This window comes from Candidatus Abyssobacteria bacterium SURF_5, assembly GCA_003598085.1.
Lineage (GTDB): Bacteria > Abyssobacteria > SURF-5 > SURF-5 > SURF-5 > SURF-5.
In genome coordinates this window covers 24,460-45,484 of the sequence record QZKU01000098.1, presented here as the reverse complement: position 1 = coordinate 45,484, position 21,025 = coordinate 24,460, and the positions used below count along the sequence as shown (strand labels likewise).

At 55.7% G+C, this 21,025-nt stretch carries 18 protein-coding genes; 8 read left to right on the top strand and 10 right to left on the bottom strand.

Features of this window, described 5'->3' with window-relative positions; all coding sequences use genetic code 11:
* Positions 1-110: 110 nt before the first annotated feature.
* Positions 111-692, bottom strand: a complete 582-nt coding sequence (locus C4520_14015) for a TetR/AcrR family transcriptional regulator (GenBank protein RJP18706.1) — start codon at positions 690-692, stop codon at positions 111-113.
* 227 nt (positions 693-919) lie between these two features.
* On the opposite strand from C4520_14015, the gene C4520_14010 reads away from it, so the two are divergent.
* The 3 genes from C4520_14010 to C4520_14000 are packed head-to-tail and all read left to right on the top strand — an operon-like array spanning position 920 to position 5,380.
* Positions 920-2,527: a glycerol-3-phosphate dehydrogenase/oxidase gene (locus C4520_14010; protein RJP18705.1), complete on the top strand. Its 1,608-nt coding sequence runs from the start codon at positions 920-922 to the stop codon at positions 2,525-2,527.
* A complete protein-coding gene (locus C4520_14005) occupies positions 2,470-3,945 on the top strand; it encodes an FAD-binding oxidoreductase (GenBank protein ID RJP18704.1) in 1,476 nt (491 codons plus the stop codon). The genes C4520_14010 and C4520_14005 overlap by 58 nt, the downstream gene beginning before the upstream one ends.
* Positions 3,938-5,380 carry a glycerol kinase gene (locus C4520_14000; GenBank protein RJP18703.1) on the top strand — a complete coding sequence of 481 codons (1,443 nt, stop codon included), beginning with the start codon at positions 3,938-3,940 and terminating at the stop codon, positions 5,378-5,380. The genes C4520_14005 and C4520_14000 overlap by 8 nt, the downstream gene beginning before the upstream one ends.
* Before the next feature lie 210 nt (positions 5,381-5,590).
* On the opposite strand, the gene C4520_13995 is transcribed toward C4520_14000, so the two are convergent.
* From C4520_13995 to C4520_13980, 4 genes are all read right to left on the bottom strand, one after another.
* Positions 5,591-6,109 carry a hypothetical protein gene (locus C4520_13995; protein ID RJP18702.1) on the bottom strand — a complete coding sequence of 173 codons (519 nt, stop codon included), beginning with the start codon at positions 6,107-6,109 and terminating at the stop codon, positions 5,591-5,593.
* 32 nt (positions 6,110-6,141) lie between these two features.
* Positions 6,142-6,660, bottom strand: coding sequence for a response regulator (locus C4520_13990; GenBank protein RJP18701.1), 519 nt, complete (start codon positions 6,658-6,660; stop codon positions 6,142-6,144).
* 27 nt (positions 6,661-6,687) lie between these two features.
* A complete protein-coding gene (locus C4520_13985; protein ID RJP18700.1) occupies positions 6,688-6,921 on the bottom strand; it encodes a hypothetical protein in 234 nt (77 codons plus the stop codon).
* A 443-nt stretch (positions 6,922-7,364) separates the two neighbouring features.
* On the bottom strand, positions 7,365-9,011 hold the full coding sequence (locus tag C4520_13980; protein RJP18699.1) for a thiamine pyrophosphate-binding protein: 1,647 nt from the start codon (positions 9,009-9,011) through the stop codon (positions 7,365-7,367).
* A 471-nt stretch (positions 9,012-9,482) separates the two neighbouring features.
* On the opposite strand from C4520_13980, the gene C4520_13975 reads away from it, so the two are divergent.
* Entirely contained in the window at positions 9,483-11,135 is a 1,653-nt protein-coding gene (locus C4520_13975) for a hypothetical protein (protein ID RJP18698.1), read from the top strand.
* Between the two features lie 105 nt (positions 11,136-11,240).
* Here the strand turns inward: C4520_13975 and C4520_13970 are convergent, their stop codons facing one another.
* Complete coding sequence (locus tag C4520_13970) at positions 11,241-12,212, bottom strand: hypothetical protein (GenBank protein ID RJP18697.1); 972 nt, start codon at positions 12,210-12,212, stop codon at positions 11,241-11,243.
* 132 nt (positions 12,213-12,344) lie between these two features.
* Here C4520_13970 and yegS point away from each other — a divergent pair, with 132 nt between their 5' ends.
* Entirely contained in the window at positions 12,345-13,241 is an 897-nt protein-coding gene (gene yegS / locus C4520_13965; protein ID RJP18696.1) for a lipid kinase YegS, read from the top strand.
* Positions 13,242-13,260: 19 nt separating this feature from the next.
* Here the strand turns inward: yegS and C4520_13960 are convergent, their stop codons facing one another.
* The 4 genes from C4520_13960 to C4520_13945 all read right to left on the bottom strand — a co-directional run bounded on the left by C4520_13960 (position 13,261) and on the right by C4520_13945 (position 17,757).
* Positions 13,261-14,406 carry an RNA polymerase sigma factor RpoD/SigA gene (locus tag C4520_13960; GenBank protein RJP18695.1) on the bottom strand — a complete coding sequence of 382 codons (1,146 nt, stop codon included), beginning with the start codon at positions 14,404-14,406 and terminating at the stop codon, positions 13,261-13,263.
* Positions 14,407-14,440: 34 nt separating this feature from the next.
* Complete coding sequence (locus C4520_13955; GenBank protein ID RJP18694.1) at positions 14,441-14,890, bottom strand: response regulator; 450 nt, start codon at positions 14,888-14,890, stop codon at positions 14,441-14,443.
* A gap of 113 nt (positions 14,891-15,003) precedes the next feature.
* Positions 15,004-15,636, bottom strand: a complete 633-nt coding sequence (locus C4520_13950) for a DNA-binding response regulator (GenBank protein ID RJP18693.1) — start codon at positions 15,634-15,636, stop codon at positions 15,004-15,006.
* A complete protein-coding gene (locus tag C4520_13945) occupies positions 15,637-17,757 on the bottom strand; it encodes a PAS domain S-box protein (GenBank protein ID RJP18692.1) in 2,121 nt (706 codons plus the stop codon). It lies immediately after the preceding gene.
* 254 nt (positions 17,758-18,011) lie between these two features.
* Here C4520_13945 and C4520_13940 point away from each other — a divergent pair, with 254 nt between their 5' ends.
* From C4520_13940 to C4520_13930, 3 genes are all read left to right on the top strand, one after another.
* Positions 18,012-19,478, top strand: a complete 1,467-nt coding sequence (locus C4520_13940; protein ID RJP18691.1) for a sulfatase — start codon at positions 18,012-18,014, stop codon at positions 19,476-19,478.
* Between the two features lie 47 nt (positions 19,479-19,525).
* The gene (locus tag C4520_13935; protein RJP18690.1) at positions 19,526-19,894 is read left to right on the top strand and encodes a metallopeptidase family protein; all 369 of its coding nucleotides are present in this window, start codon (positions 19,526-19,528) and stop codon (positions 19,892-19,894) included.
* 73 nt (positions 19,895-19,967) lie between these two features.
* A complete protein-coding gene (locus C4520_13930) occupies positions 19,968-20,993 on the top strand; it encodes an aldo/keto reductase (GenBank protein ID RJP18689.1) in 1,026 nt (341 codons plus the stop codon).
* The last annotated feature ends 32 nt before the right edge of the window (positions 20,994-21,025 follow it).

The window sequence follows — 21,025 nt, the reverse complement described above, 5'->3', positions numbered from 1 at the left end:
CCGAATTCATTCGGACGGTCTTGAAAGTGCGAATAAATTCGCACCTACCACGACAGAATTGAATCAGAAAAAGGGGCATTTGCAGCGCAATCATACATCGAGCTTCGACCCTAAGTCCTCCAACCCTTAATAACATCTCGCAGCAAGGAGACATTCCGCTCGATCACTTTCGGATCCTTGTGCGTCTTTCTCAAGAGGAACGCGCCCTGCATCTGCGCGAGAACGAATTCCGAAAGCTGCTTTGACGGCAGTGATTCCTTGAAATCGCCCTGTCGCTTCCCCTCCTCGAAACATTGCTCGACCAATTCGGCGCCGGCGTGAAAGAAGTCGCTCAATGCCTTGCGAAGCGGCTCATGGACGGCGCTCATCTCCTGAGCAAGATTCCCGAAGGGACAGCCGAGCTCGCCCTGAGGAGAAAGGCCGATAGCAAGGAGCCGGTCGAGGAATGCGTCTATCCGTTCCGGCGGTTTCAGATCGTTTTCCAGGGCCGGCCGCACGGCGAAATCGTAAAACTGCTGTATTCGCAGGGCGAGCACCTCGAAACCGAGTTCCTCTTTTGTTTTGAAATGGTAGTAAAAGTTGCTTTTGCTCACGGAGGAGGCGTCGAGGATATCTTGGATGCTGGTATTGTTAAATCCTTTGGCATGAATGAGTTTCGTCGTTTCCTCGAGTATTTTTTCTTTACTGGTCATGATCTCCTAAGGTTTTAGTACTGACCGGTTGGTACTAATATATATCACACGCTTGTGAGTCTGTCAAGAGGTTTCTTTCATACATGCCGGCTGATCCAGCCTTTTATATAAAAACTCACCATTCCATGATATACTCGTTTTCGCGGTGGCTCGACGCCTGTCACTCCAAGATCCGGGCATCGAGCAATGATTTACGTTCGGATTCATAGCAGGGTGTGAACCTTAAAATGAAAACGCATGCCTTGGATTTGAGAGACAGGCGCAAGAGTTTTGGCCGGTTGGAGGAACAGGTTTTTGATGTGCTGGTGATAGGGGCCGGAATTACCGGCTGCGGCATAGCTCGGGACGCCGCGATGCGGGGCCTGAGCGTTGCGCTGGTTGACAGGGCCGATATCGGAGCGGGCACATCGAGCCGGTCATCGAAGCTTATTCATGGCGGCCTCCGCTATCTGGCGCAAGGCGATCTGTTCGTGGTAAAGGAAGCCGCGGTTGAACGGCGTGCCGTTCGCGCAATCGCTCCTCATCTGGCTCAGACCATGCCGATGATCATTCCGCTTCGCGGCAAGACGGACCAGGCGAAGATGGTGGCGGCCATGGTTGCCTACGAGAAGCTGGGCGGCGTCGCTCCCGAGGAGGCGCATGAAGTTTGGGATCAGGCTGAATTACACGCGCGGGAGCCGCGCGTGCGTTCAGGCAAGCTGATCGGAGCCGTTGTGTATCCTGAGTATGTGACAGACGATTTCCGACTTACTCTTGCCAATGCGCGCAGCGCGGCGTCTCATGGCGCTTGCGTGGACACATACGCCAGGGTCGAGACCCTGTTGCTGGAGGGCGGAAAGGCGGCGGGGGCGATAGTCCAGGCCGCTTTGCCCGGAGAGGATGACGCGGCACGCGTGCGCGCTCGAGTTGTGGTGAATGCCGCCGGACCGTGGGTGGACGCCATTCGACGGCTCGAGGATGCGGCGGCGAAGAAGAAGCTCCAGTTGACGAAAGGAATCCACCTGGTTGTCCGGCGCGAGCGGTTGCCCCTCGACAATACGGTTATCATGGCGACGCCCGACCGGCGCTCGATCTTTGCGGTACCGAGGGATTGTTTTGTGTATATCGGTACGACTGACACTTTTTATCCTCAAGCCGAATATTGGCCCGGGATAACGAGCGAGGATTTCGACTATCTGTTGTTGCCGGCCAGCGCGATGTTCGACATTGAGCCGCTTACTGGCAATGATGTTGTTTCGGCGTGGGCGGGCTTGAGACCTCTTTTAGGCGCGGAAGGAAAGAGCCCATCCGAGATATCACGAAGACATGAGACGATGGAAGGACCCGGCGGAGTGCTGAGCGTTGCCGGCGGCAAGCTGACGAGTTATCGCTCGATGGCTGAGCGGGTAGTGAATCTGTGTGAGAAACGGCTGCAGCGAAAGTCGAATCCGCCGCCGACGGCTGAGGAGCCTCTGCCCGGCGGAGATTTCGCGGGAGGGCCGGAGAAACTGCGCTCGCAACTCGAGTCTTTGGGTTTGAATCCCGCCGACTCGGAGCGCGCGGCCCGGCTGTATGGCGCCGAGGCTCTTGAAATATCTTCGAAAGATGCCGGCCCTGCAGGCGAGGTGCGGCACGCGGTGGAATGCGAAGGCGCGTTGACTCTGGAAGACTACTGGTTCCGGCGGAGCGCTCGCGCCCGGTTCGACGTCGGCCCGCCCAGCGCACTTATTAGGGCGGCGGAGCATATGAGCGCGTTGATGGGGTGGTCGGAAGATGAGCAGATGCGGCAGATCGAGCGATGTCGAAATCTGCATGCGGAAGAGCTGAAGGCTCGTGCGGAGACAGGGAACCAATGAAGGAGCGGCAAATGCCATCATCTATTATCGAGAAACTGAAACAGGAAGTGGGCGCGGGAAAAGTTATCACCAACTCGCAGTTGCTCAACGACCGGAGGCATGATTACTGGGTGTTGAGCCAACTCGAGGACCTGCAGGATCGCGGGGCGCCGCGGCCGGCATGCATTGTTCAGCCGACTGAAACAAAAGATGTTATAAGCGTCGTCAACGCCTGCCGCGAGACCTCGACGCCGCTCGTGCCGTTTGGGCTCGGTTCGGGCGTGTGCGGCGGAATAAAGGTTGATCCCGCCACCGTTCTTCTGGATATGAGTTCCATGAATCGGGTTCTCCGGATCGACGTCGACAATCTGCTCGCAACTTTTGAGGCCGGCCTTCGAGGGGCTGACGCCGAGGCGGCGCTTGCCAAGCGGGGCTTGATGCTCGGCCATTATCCTCAGTCAATGGATGTGAGCTCGGTCGGCGGATGGGTGGCCACGCGCTCCGCGGGCCAGTTCTCGACCGCCTACGGCAACATCGAAGATATCCTGCTGGGTCTCGAAGTGGTCTTGCCGAACGGAAAAGTTTTGGAAACACGATTGACTCCGCGAGCCTCGACCGGACCCGATCTGCGCCAGTTGTTTCTCGGCAGCGAGGGAACGTTAGGCGTCATCACATCCGTCACTTTCTCCGTGCGATGGCAACCCGAGAAACGGGATTACAGCGTGTATTATTTGCCCAATATGGATGCCGGTTTTGATCTTCAACGCGCCATCATTCAGTCGGGATGGACTCCGCCGGTGATGCGGCAGTATGACACGTCGGAAGCGTGGCGCCTGTTTCCGGATCAGGCCAAAGGGGACGGCGCATTATTGTTGCTTGTGCACGAAGGGCCGGCCGCGAGAGTCGAAACTGAGAAGGCGGCATGCGCCGCGCTGGCTGCGGAGGCGCATGGCGAAGCCGGTCCTGTGGCGGCAGGCGAGAAATGGATGGCGGAGCGGAACGAGGTGCCGACCTTTGAGAGCTTCTTGAAGAAGGGCGTCATTCTGGACACGATTGAGATTGCCGCAACGTGGGATCGGATCCGTCCTATTTATCGGGATGTTGTGGCCTCGCTCAGCGAAGTTGAGAACATCCTCAATGCATCGGCTCACAGTTCCCACGCCTACCGCTCGGGCATCAACCTTTATTTTACTTTTGCGGCTCGGCCGGACGATTCGAAAGACATGGCGCGCACCTACGAAGAGTGCTGGCGGAGAACATTGGAAGCGACGGCCGCGAACGGCGGCGGAATATCGCATCACCACGGCATCGGCCGGCTGCGGCGCGATTGGATGCGGCGCGAATTGGGCGCGACGGGCGTCGAGCTTCTCCGCAGCATCAAACATGCTCTCGATCCGACGAACTTCATGAATCCGGGGGTATTGATACCGAATGAGTAAATCGGTCCTCTCAATCGACGCGGGCACCACGAGTGTCAGAAGCATGGTCGTAGGAGACGACGGCCGCGTCCTCAGCGTGTGCGCAAACCAGTTCAAGCGTAGTTTCCCGGCGGCCGGATATGTGGAGCAGGACCCGGAGGAGATGTGGTTGGTCGCTGAGAAGACGATACATCAGGCGCTTGAAAGAGTGGGCATCAGAGTGGGCGACCTCAGCGCAATCGGAATTACCGGCCAGCGCTCCACGACCATTGTCTGGGAGCGGGCCACCGGACGCCCCCTCTCCCCCGCCGTAAGCTGGCAGGATCAACGGGGCGCGGCGCGCGCCGTCGAGCTTCAGGACCTTGGATTCATTACAGCCGCTTCGGTTACTCCGGCGGCAAAAATGGAACAGATTTTAAGAGCCATTCCGGACGGTTTTGAGAGGATGCGGCGAAACGAGCTTGCGTGGGGCAACGTTGACAGTTTCCTCGCGTGGCGGCTGAGCGGCGGCGCCGTTCACATTACCGATCTGACCAATGCCGTTGCGACCGGCTACTATGATTACATGGAGAAATGGGAGTGGCAGAGCGACCTCCTGAAAATCCAGGGACTTGACATCAAGTTCTTCCCTCGCATCGTGGATTCGGCGGGACAACTTGGCTTCACCTCGCGCCGGGCTTTCGGAGCGGAGGTCATGATCGGGGCTATCATCGGCGATCAGCAGAGCGCGGCGTATGCGCAGGGGTGCCTCTCCAAGGGCGATGGAAAGATTACGTTCGGCACATCGGCCACCTGCGATGTCAATACCGGCGAAGAATTGAAAATGGCCTCGGGCTCATATCCGCTGGTTTTATGGCGGCGCGGCGAGCATCGTCCCTACTGCGTTGAAGGCATGGTGATTACCGCAGGCGCGGTCTTCAGTTGGCTGACGCAGTTGGGATTGCTCGAAAATCCGGCGCAGGCGTCGGCCGTCGCCGCAAGCGTCGCCGACAGCAACGGAGTCTTCTTTTTGCCGAGTCTCCAGGGACTCGGCACTCCGCACATTGTTCCCGAACGGCGTGGCACGTTCGGCGGGCTCTATCTGGGCGCCACAGCGGCCCACCTCGTGCGAGCGGCGATAGAGGGGGTTTCGTTTCGGGTGAAGGAAATGGTCGAGCGGATTTATCTTGATGCCGGTTTGCCGAAGCCGAGTTCTTTGAGGGTGGATGGCGGCGCCGCGGCTAACGATTTCCTGATGCAGCAACATGCTGACGTTTTCGGATTGCCGGTGGAACGAATACAGCCGCTGGAAGCCACCGCATACGGAGCCGCGCTGCTGGCAGGCGAGTCGTGCGGCCTGTGGGAACCGTGGTCAACGAGCACCCTTCGCACAACAGACCGAATCTTCGAGCCTCGCTGGAACGCCTCCCAGCGGGAAGAACGTTTTCAGCAGTGGAAGAGATCCTGCCGGTTGTAAGTCAGTTGCTCGTCCAGAGTCCGTTCACGGTCCACAGTCTACAGGTAAGACAAGAGACAAATAATAGAGGCGTGGAAGGCTGTGCGGCCGCATTCCTCCGTCGCGTTCACATTCGAGCTCAGCGGGGCTCTCACTATCGTGACGAACGCCGTGAGCGGCGCAAGGGAACGCCTCATCAGTCGTCTCTAACCAACGTTTTAGCCGTTCTCTCTATTGGGAGGATATTCGTCCCTGACTCTTTTCCGTTTCACATTTTCGGGCCAGCCCTGCGAGGTCCTGCTCGGTCAGCGGCGAAATCTCACGCAATTTCCCGTCGGAAACATAATTCACGGATATTCCTTTGCAGGAATTGCTATTTTCCAGGTTCCGGAGACTCTTGAACAGATCGTTCAATGATCCGTGGAGAATCTCTTTGTCTGCTTGAAGAAGCCAGACAATTTCCTTGTGTTTCTGGATAGCCGTTTGAATTCTGGCGTGAACCATGTTTACCTTTTCTCTGGAGGTTGCCGCCTTAGCTTCGCTTTCGGCCGAGCATCTGGCGGCGGCGACGCGCGCTTTGGAAGAAGGAGCGGCAGCCGTTGCATCTTCGGTTGGCACGGTGGTTGGTTTGACTATATCAGGCAGTGAAAGAAACAACATTTTGAAGTCGGGCATGGCTGGCGTGACAGGGGTGGTCTCTTCTTTTTTCCTTTTCGCAGGCGGCTTGTGCCGCCATTTGAAGAATCTCATAAGGCTCTCTCAAGTCTTTCCGGATGACGCCACTAATTATAGCGCGCCTCTTCCTGTTCACTGCCGAGGAGCGCCGTCACCATCTTGAGGAACGCCTTGTTCTTGAAGGGCTTTCTGAATCCTTCCAACTTGCAGGACATTTCTCTCGGGTGTTTCGTCCCCTGTTTCCAGCTCGAGCAGGTAATGAAGATAATTGGGACTGAGGCGTATTCTTTGCGGGTTCTCACCAGTTGCAAAAGCTTGATGCCGTCAACTCTCGGCATGACGACACCCAGGACCAGCAGATCATAGTGGACCTTCTTGACTTGATCCAGTGCCTCCTCGCCATCTTCCGCCGTTTGGACCAGGAATCCCGCGAATTCGAGAATCGACTGCATGAGAGTCAGGAGATCCTTGTTATCATCGGCGATGAGTATTCTTTTTCTTTCGTCCTCAAGCAACACGGCGCCACCTCCTTTGTAAGGCCGCGACTCGAACCAGAGCATCTCGGTCCGCGGCTCCCTTTTCTTGCAATCAGGTCTTCTTGCATCGTGAAGGCGAGGACAGAACATCCCATTTGCCAACCTCGCCGGGCAAGGTTAATAAAAGATATGAATGCGGCGCTGAAAAGAAGTTTTGCTGTAACTGAGAATAGAGTGGCGCTCGCCGTTAGGCGAGAAGTGGAGCATATATTTGCCTGCTCCAGGGGGAGTACTCCAGAATGAAATGCACTCTTTCAATTTGCTGCCCTTTCCTGCGTCCTGAAGGCGGCGCCGGTACGGGATGAACTGCGGAAAGTGATGGATGGCTGAAATGGAAGGTCTCTGAGACAATTCGCTTTCCTGCTTATCAATATATCACAAAAGGAACGAAAACACAATTGAGAGAACGCGGCTTACGACGCGAGCGCAAATCCAATTGATAATCCGATGGGGTCGCATCTCTGCTTTTCGCTTAGTAGCCGATGTTAAGACATTGCTTTATAATCTGGAAGCACTTCTTCATCCGGACGCCGGGAAGGCAGGCTTTTGGCCCGGAGACGTTAGGCTCGGAACAGCACGCTTTAGACTGGAGGCATTAGGCCTTAGGAAAAGGCCATTAAGGATTGTTAATCTTTGGATTTGAAGAAGAGAGAGATTCTTCGCCTTCGCTCAGAGTGACAAAGAGACGGGCGAGGGGATGAAGAGAGACTTCACGCGAAGGGCGTGATCATGGGAAGCGCGTGACAGGCATGGTCGGGCGGTTCAATATTCTTGTTTCCGGCCGTTTCGGGGTGTCATGCCCCAAACTCTGCATCGCCGGCTGGTTTTTGCGGGCTCACTTTTATGTCGGTCAGCACATTGACGCACGCGGGCTTGCCAGAGGCGAATGCGCGCTCTATCGCCGGCCTGATGTCCGACGGACGTTCCACCAATTCGCCGTGCCCGCCGAGCGCCTCGACGACCTTGTGATACTTTCGAAGCGGCAAATCACAACCCACAATGCGGTCGGCCCCGACGACTGCTTCCGCCCCATGTCTCATCATGCCCCAGCATCCGTCATTGCCGATAACGCAGACAATCGGCAGGTTATGCCGGAGAGCGGTATCGAATTCCATCGCGTTGAATCCGAAGCTGCCGTCTCCGCAAAGCACAAGCACTTTCTTCTCCGGCCTGGCCAGTTTCGCCGCGAGCCCATAGGGAAGCCCGACACCGAGGCAGCCAAAGCTGGAGGCGCCGTTGGCAAGATGCTGGGCGGGCGTGCAGGCCGGCAGCACCATGCTTCCAAAGACGGAGATATCTCCGCCATCTATGCAGACAATGGTGTCCTCATCGATGAAGTTCGTCAACTCGCGGCACAGCCTCAGAGGGTGAATCGGAATTTTATCGGATTCCATGAACGGCCGATTTCGCTCGGCGCGCTTGGCCTTCGCCTGCCGCAGGGTTTCGACCCATACGTCATATGAGCGTTGTTCAATGCCATCTGTAAGCTGGCGAAGTACGTTCTTCGCGTCACCGATGATGCCGACGTCGATTGCGCGATTATGCCCGATGACCGAGGGCTCTATGTCCACCTGGATGACCTTGAGTTCCGGCGGGAATTTTCCGTACGCCAATGTGTTATTGAGTTGAGTGCCTATGATCAAAGCGACATCCGCTTTGAACAAACCGGCCAGCGCTGAAACGCCGAAGCACAGCGGGTGTTTGTCCGATATGGCGCCCCGGCCGTTGTTGCGCGTGAAGGCGGGGATTCCGGATTTTTCGACGAATGCCTGAAGCTCTTTGTGGGCCTGAGACCACCATACTCCACTGCCGGCCACCACGAGCGGCCTCTTCGCCTGTTGGAGCAAAGCCAGCGCTTTCTCAATTTCGGCAGGGTCGCCGGCCGGGCGCGTTTGCGTTCTGTAGCGCTCAGGCATCTCCACACCGGATTCATCCACCTGATTGTAGAAGACATCGAGCGGGATCTCCAGGTAGACCGGTCCCGGCCGGCCCGCGAGACAATGACGAAAGGCCATTGCCATATATTCCGGAATGCGCTCGGTCTGGTAAACGGTACGCGAGAGCTTGGTCAGGGGCTTGATAATGTCGATCTGATTGAGGTCCTGAAGCGCTCCTGTATCATATTCGCGAATGCCGCTGTGGCCGGCCAGGCAGATAATGGGGCTATTGGCGACGGCGGCGGCGGCCACACCTGTTATCATATTCGTGAATCCCGGTCCCGCCGTGACGACACATACGCCCGGCTTTCCCGTGACCAAAGAAAAGCCTTCCGCCATGTGGGCCGCCGCCTCTTCGTGGCGGACATCCACAATTTTTATCCCGGCATCCCGGCACGCGTCATAAAGAGCGTAAATGTGTCCTCCCACCAGACTGAATATATAATCTACACCTTCGGCTTTGAGCATCCTTGCTGCGAGAATTCCACCTGAAACCATTGCCATCGATCTTTTTCCTCCTTGACCACAAATGTCTTACAAACAGATGGAACACGAATTGCTTGAATTCGACGAATTACGTGAATAGACCATATAGGAATTATCTTTGACAGCAGTGACTGCGTAATACACATAGCCTACCAAAATTGAGGTCAATGTACAATTCCCCGGGAACATGCATTGGGGTTTTTGGTGATGGCTTCACCGGTTTGGTTGCAAATCCCTTCATGCCTCATCATTGCTTCCGGTATGATCATCTTTAGCCGGGTGGCCGGATTTCCGCCAAGGACATTCACATGACAAGTGTCCCATCGTGTTGCGTCCCGCCTCACTCCCGCCAAAGACATCGGGAATGACTCGCGGAACTGGCTTTTGGGGAATTTGTCGGTCATATTTATGTGATAAGGTGAAGTTTTTGGGTGAGCCTGTGGCATTGCAATCACTGGCCAAGAATTGAAAATTGGAGGGAAATTACAAATGAAGCATAAGATGATATGCCGAATTTTACTCGTCGTTTTTGCGATGAGTTTTGCCGTGCCGGCCTTTGCACAAGAATCCGAGAGGCTGGCGCCGCTCCTGAAGGGAATGGGACGCCACCATTATCCGATATCGACGGATTCGCCCGAGGCCCAGCGGTTCTTCGACCAGGGACTGCTCCTCTCCTACGGATTCAATCATGCCGAGGCGGAGCGGTCATTCCGGGAGGCTGCGCGGCTGGACCCGGATTGCGCCATGTGTTATTGGGGAATCGCTCTTGTCCTGGGTCCAAACATCAATGCGCCGATGGCGCCGGAGGCAGTCCCGAAGGCGAATGAAGCGATTCAGAAGGCCCTTGAGCTGGCGCCTCAGGCCGCCGAAAAGGAGAGGGCTTTGATCAACGCGCTCGCGAAGCGTTACGCCGAAACTCCACCGAAGGACAGGAGTCCGCTTGACGCGGCGTACGCGGACGCCATGCGTGAGGTTGCAAAACGGTACCCGGAGGACGTCGACATCGCGTCGCTTTTTGCCGAATCACTGTTGGACCTTCACCCGTGGAACTATTGGACCAAAGAGGGGACTCCTCACCCGTGGACGCCTGAAATCCTGACGACGCTTGAGTCGGTCCTGGATCGGGCGCCCGAGCACCAGGGGGCGCTTCATTTCTATATTCACGCCACCGAGGCCTCCTCCGAGCCGCAGAAGGGGGAGGCGGCCGCCGATCGGCTGAGCAAACTGGTTCCGGGCACCAGCCATTTGGCCCACATGCCCTCACACACATACATCCGCATCGGCCGCTACCATGATGCATCGCTCGCGAACTTGCGGGCGCTATCGATGGATCAGGTCTACATCGCCGAGTGCCACGCTCAGGGGCTCTATCCGCTGGCGTATATGCCGCACAATTCGCATTTCCTCTGGTATGCCGCTACTATGAAGGGACGCAGCGCGCTTGCGACCGAGGCGGCCCGCGAGACAGCCCGTGTGGACAAGACAATGTTTCGCCACGCCGCGATGGGCCCGCTCATGCAGCACTTCTCTCTCATGCCGCTCTACAATTCCGTCCGCTTTGGCAAGTGGGATGAAATTCTGGCGGAATCGAAACCCGCGGACGACCTCCTGTATTCCGTCGGGGTATGGCATTATGCGCGGGGGATGGCTTTCATTGCGAAGGGGCAGTCGGAAAAGGCCGCCGCTGAGTTGGAGCAACTCGATACGATAGCGGCAAATCCGGTTGTAATGAAACAAAAGGTGTGGGACGTGAATACTGTCGGCTCAATTCTTGGTATCGCATCTGAAGTCCTGACCGGTGAGCTCGCGGCCACTGCCGGGGACCACGAGAGCGCCATTCAGCACCTGCAGGCGGCCGTCCGATCGGAAGATGAGCAAACCTACATCGAGCCGCCCGATTGGTATTATCCCGTAAGACAATCGCTGGGAGCGGTCCTGCTCGAGGCGGGCCGTCCGGCTGACGCAGAGCGGGTTTACCGGGAGGACCTGCGCCGGAATCCCGAGAACGGTTGGTCCTTGTATGGTCTTGCGGAAAGCCTGCGCCGCCAGGGAAAGACTGAGGATGCCGCCCGGGTCCGGGAGCGCTTCGAGCGCGCGTGGGCGTTTGCCGACGTCGAGCCTGTAGTCGGCATTTTGCGGTGATCGCGCATGTTCGGCAGGACGGGCAAGAGAAGAGCAGAACCCGCGGGGCAGGACAGGGATCGGGCAAATAAAGAAGGGTTGGATGACGCGGTCTCGAAAAAAAAGCTACGGGCCCGTCTCGATCTCCTTCCTCTGCGCGGCGGCCATGGGATTTCTGTCCATGCAGGGGACACCGAACTGGCAGAACGCGCAGCCGACCGGGTATGAGTAGGTATCCGCATCATTGACTCTGCGATGATGCGGTTTGAGGATCGGTTGGAGGCGCTCCGTCATTTCCTTCTCGATGACGCGCCCAAAAGCCCAGCACGGGAACTTGTTATGACCCGCTTCGGTTATGGCGCCATCAGCGGGGCACCGCTTCTCGCACTCCCTGCACGTCCCCTTCGCGTAATACAGGCAGTTGGCATAGGGCTCGTCGCTTCTGCGCAGAGTAACTTGGAGCGGCATGTCAGTGATGACCGAAGCGATCCTGACGTTGCAGCCGGCCTCGGTGATTAGTCCTTCGTGCAGGCTGAATGTGCCCATTCCGGCCGCGAACGCTATATGCCGCTCTGACCAGACCGAATACACGCGCATCGGATCGCTTTTTGTGATCAACTTGAACGCGGGACTGGTGATTCCGGCCACGGCGCGATAGCCGCGGCGTTCGAAGAATTCCTTCGTCTGCTTCAGCACATCTCTCATGAATTCATTCGCATAGTTCCGGCCCACGCAGTAGATTTCGGCAGGCATGGCCTCGGCTTTTCTCCCCTCCTCCCGAATGAGCCTCACATACGGGAAAACGATCGAGAGAATGCGAAGGCGCGCGGCAAGGCCGGAATCATTCGGCAGGCCGCTCGCCGTCCACATTTCGGCGGGCGTGAGATGTTCGGGCGCGACTACTTCCTTGAATTTCTCGAAGATGAGGTCATCGCCGCGAGCGACGCCGATAAGCGGCGCATCGAATATGCGATCGCCCCCGTAAGCTACCGGCAACCGGTTCAGTTGATTGGTCAAAAACAATTTTTCCAGGAACTGACATACTTCGTGATTCATCTGAATGCTTTTCCTATCCTCATGCACCACCAAAACGAACAATGGAGATTTCCGCGCGCAGTTCACGATGCCGTTTGATTTCGCGAATTGCCGCTTTCGCAGTATATAACCGAGATTAAGATCAGTCAAGGATAGGGAATGACATAGTTGATTAGAAACTGTGGCCGGAGGCTTATGCTGGTCATACTGCACGGAAAAAGCGCGGCTGATGCATCAATCAAAGACGCGATCGAGCGCGTCCGGCAACGCGGTCATTCCCTCACGGTACAGACCACGCAGGAACCCGGAGACGCTGCTCGTTTTGCGAGTGAGGCAGTAAGGAGCGGGATCGAAATTGTGGTTGCCGGCGGAGGCGACGGCCTGCTCAGCGAGGTAATCAACGGCGTTCTCACGATGGATGAATTCCCAAAGACCGCGGTCGGCGTTCTTCCGGTGGGCACTGCCAATGATTTCGCTTCAGGGTGCGGGATACCGCCGGATCCGTTCGAGGCGTTGCTCCTCTCTGCCGAAGGAATGCCGCTGATGATCGACGTGGGGAAGGCAAGCGATCGCTTTTTCATTAATACGATAACCGCGGGATTCGGGGCCGAAGTGACTGCGCGCACGCCGTCGTCGATGAAGAAAGCCGTTGGCGGCGGCGCCTACTCGATAACGGCCTTTATCACGGCGGTCCGGCTGCAACCGTACGAGGTGACGATCAGAATGCCGGAGGGCGGGACACATGAGAGCATTTTGTTATTGACAGCGGCTAACGGCCGTCAGGCGGGGGGCGGATATGAGGTCGCCCCGAAAGCCTCTATCGATGATGGACTGCTCGATGTGATGTTTGTGCGCGAGTTTCTTTTGCGAGATCTGAAAGCGGTGGCGCAGGAATTATCACATTTGGGGGAGACTGAAGGCCGGTTCGTGTATTACAAACAACTGCCTTCCCTTGATATTGAATTCCGCGAGGAATCACCCGTAAATGTTGATGGCGAGCCGCAGACTATGAGAACGCTCACAATCACGCTCCTGCACCGCCGGCTCCCGTTTCTTTTGCCGCGGGACACTCCGCTTCACCGATCGAGGTAGAAGTGCAAAGGGCGGATATTTAATTGAGGTAACTTCTGAGAGCGTGAATCCCTCCGGAGGCGCGCAGGCGCAGGATCGCCCTCTTCTCAAGCTGTGAGACGCGCTGACGCGAGAAATTCATCTGTTTTGCGATTTCTGATTGCGTATACTGTATTCCATCTTCGAGTCCATACCGCAGCTTGAGCACTTTCTGTTCGCGCGGATCGAGATCTTTGAAAAGTTCATCAATGCGTTCGCGGATCAACTTCGTGTCTATCTTTTTTTCAATTGATGAGTCCGAGGCGTCACTTTGCATCAGACTCAGGATGGTGTTCGAGTTTTCCTGATCCAGGGGCTGATCGAGAGAAATCGAGACCTTCAGCATGTTATCCATGGACCGGATGTATTCGCCGTCCATGCCGATGACTTCGGCCACTTCACTTCTGGTTGGCTGGCGTCCCAGTTTTCTCTCGAGCTTTTGATTCACCGTTGCAACTTTCCTGAGAGTGGGAATGATATTTACGGGAATCTTCACTATGCGTCCCTGGTTTGAGATCATGCGGATGATCGAAGCCAGTATCCATCGGGAAGCGTATGTGCTGAATTTGAAGCCCAAATTGGGGTCGAACCCGTCGACTGCTCTCATAAGCCCGATGTTTCCCGCCTGAATGATGTCGAGGAGCGGGAGTCCGCAGCTTGTGAATTTCTTGGCGAGCATAACGACAAGCCTCAAGTTGGCAAGAACGAGGGTCTGCTTCAACCTCAATCTGTCGGCTTCCTGATTGTTCTTGCAAGCGGATTGGAGTTCGCAGAAGAGTTTTATTGTTTCCTGCGCCGAGAGCAATGGAATTTTTGCGATATCGCGGAAATAATATTGGACCATATCTTCATTTGCAGTCCGCCTTTCCGGGACATCCTTCTCCTGCTCCGCATCAAGATACTGGTCCTCCTCGCTTTCTTCGAGCAGCATATCGGGATCAAGAACGTCAATTTGTTCGGCAATGGATTCGGGATCGTCGACGGATTGAAATTTCTCCCCGGCCGCGGAAGACAGGTGCCCCAAATTAGGGCTATCTTCCGAAACAGATCTCTTCGGGACGGCGAACTCCTTCCATGCCGCGGTTGAACGTGAACGATGCGAGGTGCGTCTTCTCTCCTGGCAGGTTGTTTTTTGCCTCGTCTTCATTTCGGTCCCTCCACTTTCCTTGATGTCTCACTGTTCATGGATTATCGCTGATGCGCGGTTGAGAATCGCAATCGTTTGGGCTAATGGCTTGACCGTGAAATTCGGAACTTCTTGTCTTGCTCTGGAAGATCGAATCCATAGCGTCGAGCAAAATCGCCTTATCGAATGGTTTTCGCAAGATATTTGCGACGCCGCTCTTTGCAGCCTTCTCGTGCATTGTGGGGTCTCCGTGCGCGGTCATGAGGAGCGTCGGTATATTCATGCCGCTGCTCGTGAGCTGTTTCTGCAAATCGATCCCGCTCATCCCGGGCAGTTGGATATCCAGGAGGAGGCAGTCGATTCCCCTGAAATGAGGGCGTTCGAGGAAGCTTTCAGCCGACGGGAAAATTTCGGTTTCGTAGCCGACCGACTTTAATAACCGGTCCAGAGCTTTTCGCACTGATGCGTCATCATCTATGACGCATATGTTTCTTGAAATCATCATGGGCCCCTTTGTTGACCGCGCCTTGAGAAGGCAAACGCGCTATGACGCGGTGCGGTTGATAAGTTCGAATAGATGATACCCCAGAGGAAGAGGTGTGTCTATTGGACTTTGGTCTAATACGAGTTGGGCTTCTGGAGGGGGAGATGCAGTTTTTCGGCCTGATGGACGAGTTCGGCAAGCGACTGCGCCTGCATTTTCTGCATAACGCGAGCGCGGTGGACCTTCACAGTTTTTTCTGTTGTAGAAAGCTCGTATGCGATCTGTTTGTTGAGCATTCCGGTGACGACCAGCCCGAAAACTTCTCGTTCGCGGGGGGTGAGAGAATCCAACCTTTTCTGGATTTCGGCCAATTCCGCGTGCTCGCGCAGGGCGGATTTATGCTTTTCAATTGCTTTGTGGACAGCGTCGAGCAGAACTTGTTCATCAAAGGGTTTTTCGAGAAAATCGACCGCTCCGGCCTTTATCGCTTTTACGCTCATCGGGATATTGCCGTGACCGGTAATGAAAATAATCGGCATCAACATCTCTTTTGCAATAAGCCTCTCCTGAAGCTCAAGTCCGCTGAGGCCGGGCATCCGTATGTCCAGAATCAGGCAGCAGGGCCCGTCGTAAGAAGCGTTCAGCAAGAAGTCCTGTGCCGTGGAGAAAGCTTCCGTCTTCAGGCCGACCGATCGCATGAGCCGCTCGAGCCCTTTCTGCACGGAAGGATCATCGTCAACTACAAATACTTTTGGCTGCGCATTCATCTATTCCTCCACCGCCACCTGAACGGTGAAACTGAAACAGGCGCCGCGATCGGGATTATTTTCGGCCCAGATCCTGCCCCCGTGTGATTCGACGATCGACCTGCTGATGGCCAGCCCCATTCCCAGCCCATTGGCTTTTGTCGTATAGAACGGCTCGAAAAGGCGCTGGGCATTCTCGGGCAGTCCGGGGCCGGAATCTGCGACCGTGACCTTGATGTTTGCCGGATCATGCAGATCGGTTCGGACAATCACTTTTCGATTATCCGGCTCCTGGCTTGCGACGACATCCGAGGCATTCAAGATGAGATTCATGAGAACCTGCTGGAGCTGCACCCGGTCTCCGCGAACCTCCGGCAAGTCCGGAGCGATCTGCATATCAAGCGTGACGCCGCGAAGCATTGCATCATTGCGAAGAAGTTCGATAACCTCCCTCGCTATCAAATTGAACTGTATCGACTCGAGTTTTCGCTCATCCTTTTTCAGCAGTGTGCGGAGTTTGTGAATGATTTCTCCCGCGCGTTTGTCATCCGTAATGATGTCGTTCAAAATCTCGCGAAGTTCCTTGATATCCGGCGTTTCCTCCGCAAGAAACCGTTGCGCAGCCTGCGCATTCATCAGGATCGCCGTTAGCGGCTGATTCAGTTCATGGGCCAGAGAGGCCGATAATTCACCCAGAGTGACCACCCGCGCGACGTGCGAGAGTTCAGCTCTGAGTCCACGCGCGTGTTCTTCATTTTGTTCGCGGATAAGCGCGGTCGCGAAGATTTCGCCCACAAGCTTCAGCCGCTGTATCAGATCGGCTGGCCACTCTCGATATTTCAAGTAACAGACGAACAAGACGGCCCCCAGAATCGAGCCGCCGACCTGCAGCGGAATACAAATGATGGATTTGAATCCTCTTGTTTCGCAGAAGCGCCTTTCAGCCTTCGCCTGTTCCGGCAGATCGTCGGGCAAGCGTCCATAAGCCTGAAGAAGTCCCCGGCGCAGTTGGTCGCTCAACCAGGGCAGGCGATCGCTCACCACGAATCCGTTCAATGACGAGACGCCCGCAACCCCCCAGAAATGGGTGACAATGATCTTTCCCTCCACGTATTGCAGCACGGCGCCGAGGTCCAGGTCCATCAGCCTGACGATTCCCTGAAGTCCGTGTTCGAGTTCCTCGGTAACCTTTTCCACCGGTAAATTGATGAAGCCGGCGGAAAACTCCGACAGAAAATGCTCGAACCGCAGCCTTTCCTGGAGGGCCTGTTCGGCATGCTTCGCCTGGGTCACATCCTGAACAGTCCCAATCATCCGGTTGGGTTCGCCCTGCTGATTAAAGAAAACTTCGGCCTGCTCATGAACGATGCGGATGCTCCCATCGGGGCGGATAATGCGGTGATCTATGCTGTAAGGCTGCTGCCGGCGCAGGGCTTCATCGACGCACCGATTCACAAAATCCCGGTCTTGCGGGTGCACACGATCCAGGAACGCCTCGTAGGTGGCTCCGAATTGCTGCGGGGTCAATCCGAAAATCCTGTAGATCTCGTCGGACCACAGTAGCTCGTTATGCTCGATATCCCAGTCCCAATTTCCGAGGTGGGCGATGCGCTGGGCCTCCGCGAGGCTGCGCAGGGTTTTTTCCAGGACTTTCTGGTGGTGCTTCCGCTCGGTGATATCTTGAACAAGCACAAAGAATCCGCGCACCTTGCCATCCATCAGGTCTGGGACGTAGTTGCAGTATACTTCTCGGCGATCGCCCTTCTCATACATTATCGAAGTTTCGAAATCCACCTGCCGGCCCGACAGAACTGCATTAATATGTGGAAGTACGGCCTCGTAGCCGGCTTCCCCGATTACTTCCTTCACATGTTTTCCATATACTTCCGAGCGCGAGTATCCGAACCACGTTTCGTAGCACTTGTTGTTGAATCGATATCGCAGGTTCGAATCCACATAGGAGACGAGTACCGGCAATGAATCCGCTAAAAGTCGAAATTGTTCGATGATCCGGAATCGTGCCGCTTGCGCTGTATCATCAGCGCTTTGATCGGCAAGTTGACGCTTTAAGTCGGCGACCTGCCTCCCAAGGGATTCCACATCCGCGAGAAGCTCGTTTTTTGTCTTTCCTGAGCTAGCCATCTGAGGAGGAGAAGCCTCTCTTTTGACACAATTTTCGAATAATCGCAACCGCGGGCGCAACGAACTGGGTCCCTGCGTCGAGTATCCAACCGCAGGAAAGGAATTTGTTTTTGAACGCGGATATTTTTTGCGCCGCCCCCGCGCTCGCCTGCACGAGTTATATTAGATCTGAAAGGTAATCATATTATCATAAATTGCACAAGATTCTCCACTGTCCGCCGGGTCGGTGATTGACTTCATCCAGCGCGAACGATATGATGAGTGGCAAAATATTGGAAGCGAATATCGTCTCTAGCCTGTACGGGAGGAAGGGATTGATGAACGCGATATTGATCATCCTCGACACGTTGCGCCAGGATCACGTCGGGTGTTACGGAAACAACTGGATCAAGACCCCGCATCTCGATGCGCTCGCGCGGGAGAGCGTGCGTTTCACAAATATGTATCCCGAGTCGCTGCCGACACTTCCGTGTCGGCGCAGCATCTATACCGGCCGCCGCGTGTTCCCATTCGTGAACCATTCGCCGCAGAAGGGTGATTTCGTCGGTCTCTCCCCCGGCTGGGGTCCAATCGAGGAAGACAGAGAGACGCTGGCTGAAACCCTCCAGATGTACCGGTACCGGACGTGCTTGATCAGCGACGTCTATCATCAGTTCAAGCCCTCAAAAAATTTCCACCGTGGCTTCGACCAGTGGACGTGGATTCGGGGCCAGGAATCTGATTCATACCTGTCCGGCCCCCTGCCGTCCAAAGACCTGATCTTGCACCACACACCCGAGAACATTCTGTACGCATGGCAGCTCGAGATGGCGCTGGAGAAATACCTGACGAACATTCAGTATCGCAAGCGTGAAGAAGATTACTTTGCGCCGCAGGTATTTGGGGCGGCGATGGATTGGTTGGACGCAAATCGCGACGCAAAAAATTTCTTTCTCACTATCGAGAGTTTCGACCCCCACGAACCGTGGGACCCGCCGCTTCACTACCGGCGGTTGTATGATGATGAAGAGGTTCCCGGGCTGCGCGAGGTGATCTTTTCATTGTACGGATCGGTCAATCAGTTGACAGCACGCGAATTGAAGCGGATGCGCGCCAATTATGCCGGCGAAGTCACCATGGTCGATCTGTGGCTGGGAAAGTTCATCGCCAAGGTAAGAGAACTGCGATTGCTGGAGAAAACGCTGATCGTGGTGGTAAGCGATCACGGCCACTGTCTGGGTGAACACGGAATTGTCTCGAAACAGGGATATCCGATGAGCCGCGAAGTCGCCGATCTGGTGATGATGATCCGGTACCCGGATGGGACCGCCGGCGGAAGAGTCTGCAATGCTTTGTGTTATCAGCATGATATACCTGCCACAATTTTAAAGGCTCTCGATCTCTCGCCGCCCGACGAGATGGAGGGAAAAGACCTGCGACCGGCAATTGTGGAAGGAAAGCAGTTATACGATCACGCCACGACCGGCTGGGGGCCGTTCGTCATGGTCCGCGATCACGATTACTGGTATAACGCCTACCTCTGGGGGGAGCGCCCCATGCTGTTCGACCTGCGTGCGGACCCCCACCTTGCGAACAACCTTGCGGACCGAAAGAAGGATGTGGTAAAACGAATGTCCGAGCGCGCACTCGAGGATGCCGGCGGCATGATTCCCGAGCATCTGCGCGTCGCCGCGGATATGAACATACCCGGATGCACGCCGCTCGAAGCCCAGTTGGAATAATTGTGGATCAACGTTTTGATCGGAAAGATGTTAGTCGCATAATCAGCATGAAAATCAGCCGCAAAAAGTTCGAAGAGATCGTGGCCGAAGCCCTCGATGAGCTGCCCGGCGAGATAGCCGAGGCGATGACCAATGTCTTTGTGGTCGTGGAGGAATGGCCTTCGCGCGACCTGCTCGATGAGATGGGACTGCAAAATCGATATGAGCTCCTGGGGGTTTATGAGGGCATCCCCCTTTTACAAAGGACCACCTCTTACAGCGCGCTTCCCGACCGGATAGTGCTCTTTCAGGCTCCCATTCAATCAAGTTGCTCATCTGATCGCGAGCTGCGCGAAGAGATAAAGAAAGTAGTCGTGCACGAAGTGGCGCATCATTTCGGCATATCCGACCGAAGGCTTCGCCAATTAGGCTATTAGCCCGGTGTTGGCGCACTCGGCGAAGTATGATAAGATTGAAAAGTTCATTTCGGTACGGGTTTGGGGGTAACTCATGAAACAGATTCAGTTGGGGAAAACCGGCCTCAGGGTCTCCGCGCTGGGCTTTGGCGGCATCCCGATCATCAGGCTCGACATGGTTGAAGCCGTCGAGGTAGTGCGTCATTGTTATAAGAGCGGGATAACGTTTTTCGATACCGCGAATGTTTATGGCGACAGCGAGAAGAAAATTGGAGAGGCGCTCGAGGGTGTTCGAGAGAACGTGGTATTGGCCACAAAAACGCTCGCGCGCGACGCCGAGACCGCTGCGGAACACATCTCATACAGCCTGGAAAACCTGCGGACGGATTGTATTGATCTGTACCAACTTCATAATATTGCAAATGATGAAACACTTGAGAACGTGATGGCGCCGGGCGGCGCGTATGAGGCGCTGACCGGGGCGCGCGCCGACGGAAAGATCCGCCACATCGGCCTCAGCTCGCACAATATCTCGACCGCAATCAAAGCCTGCCGCAGCGGCCACTTCGACACGCTGCAGTTCCCGTTCAATTTCATCGAACGCGACCCAGCAGACGAGCTGTTCAAGGTGGCCGCCGGAATGCAAATGGGGATCATCGGCATGAAACCGCTCGGCGGCGGCCTGCTCGAGCGGGCGGATTTATGTTTCAAATTCCTGCAGCAATATCCGAATGTGGTGCCCATCCCCGGCATCCAGGCGAAAGCGGAACTTGACGAGATCATTGAGCTTTATCGAAACCCGAAACCCCTAAACGAAGAGGACAACAAGCAGATCGAGCGAATCCGGGCCGAAGTGGGGATCAAGTTCTGCCACCGCTGTGAATACTGCATGCCCTGCGAGAAGGGGGTTCTGATTCCGAGCGTATTCAGTTTCAAGTCCATGTATCGGCGACTGGCGCCGGGCGCCGCCATCGCCATGGCGCAGGCTGCAATGGAAAGCGTCGAGAATTGTGTCGAATGCGGGGAATGCGTGGAGAAATGTCCTTACGACTTGCCGATCCCCGACCTGCTCAAGGAGAATCTGGCGCTCTATCATGAGTATGTGAAGCGGCAGGAATGAGGAATGAAGCGTAATGAAACTGGGGGAAAGCG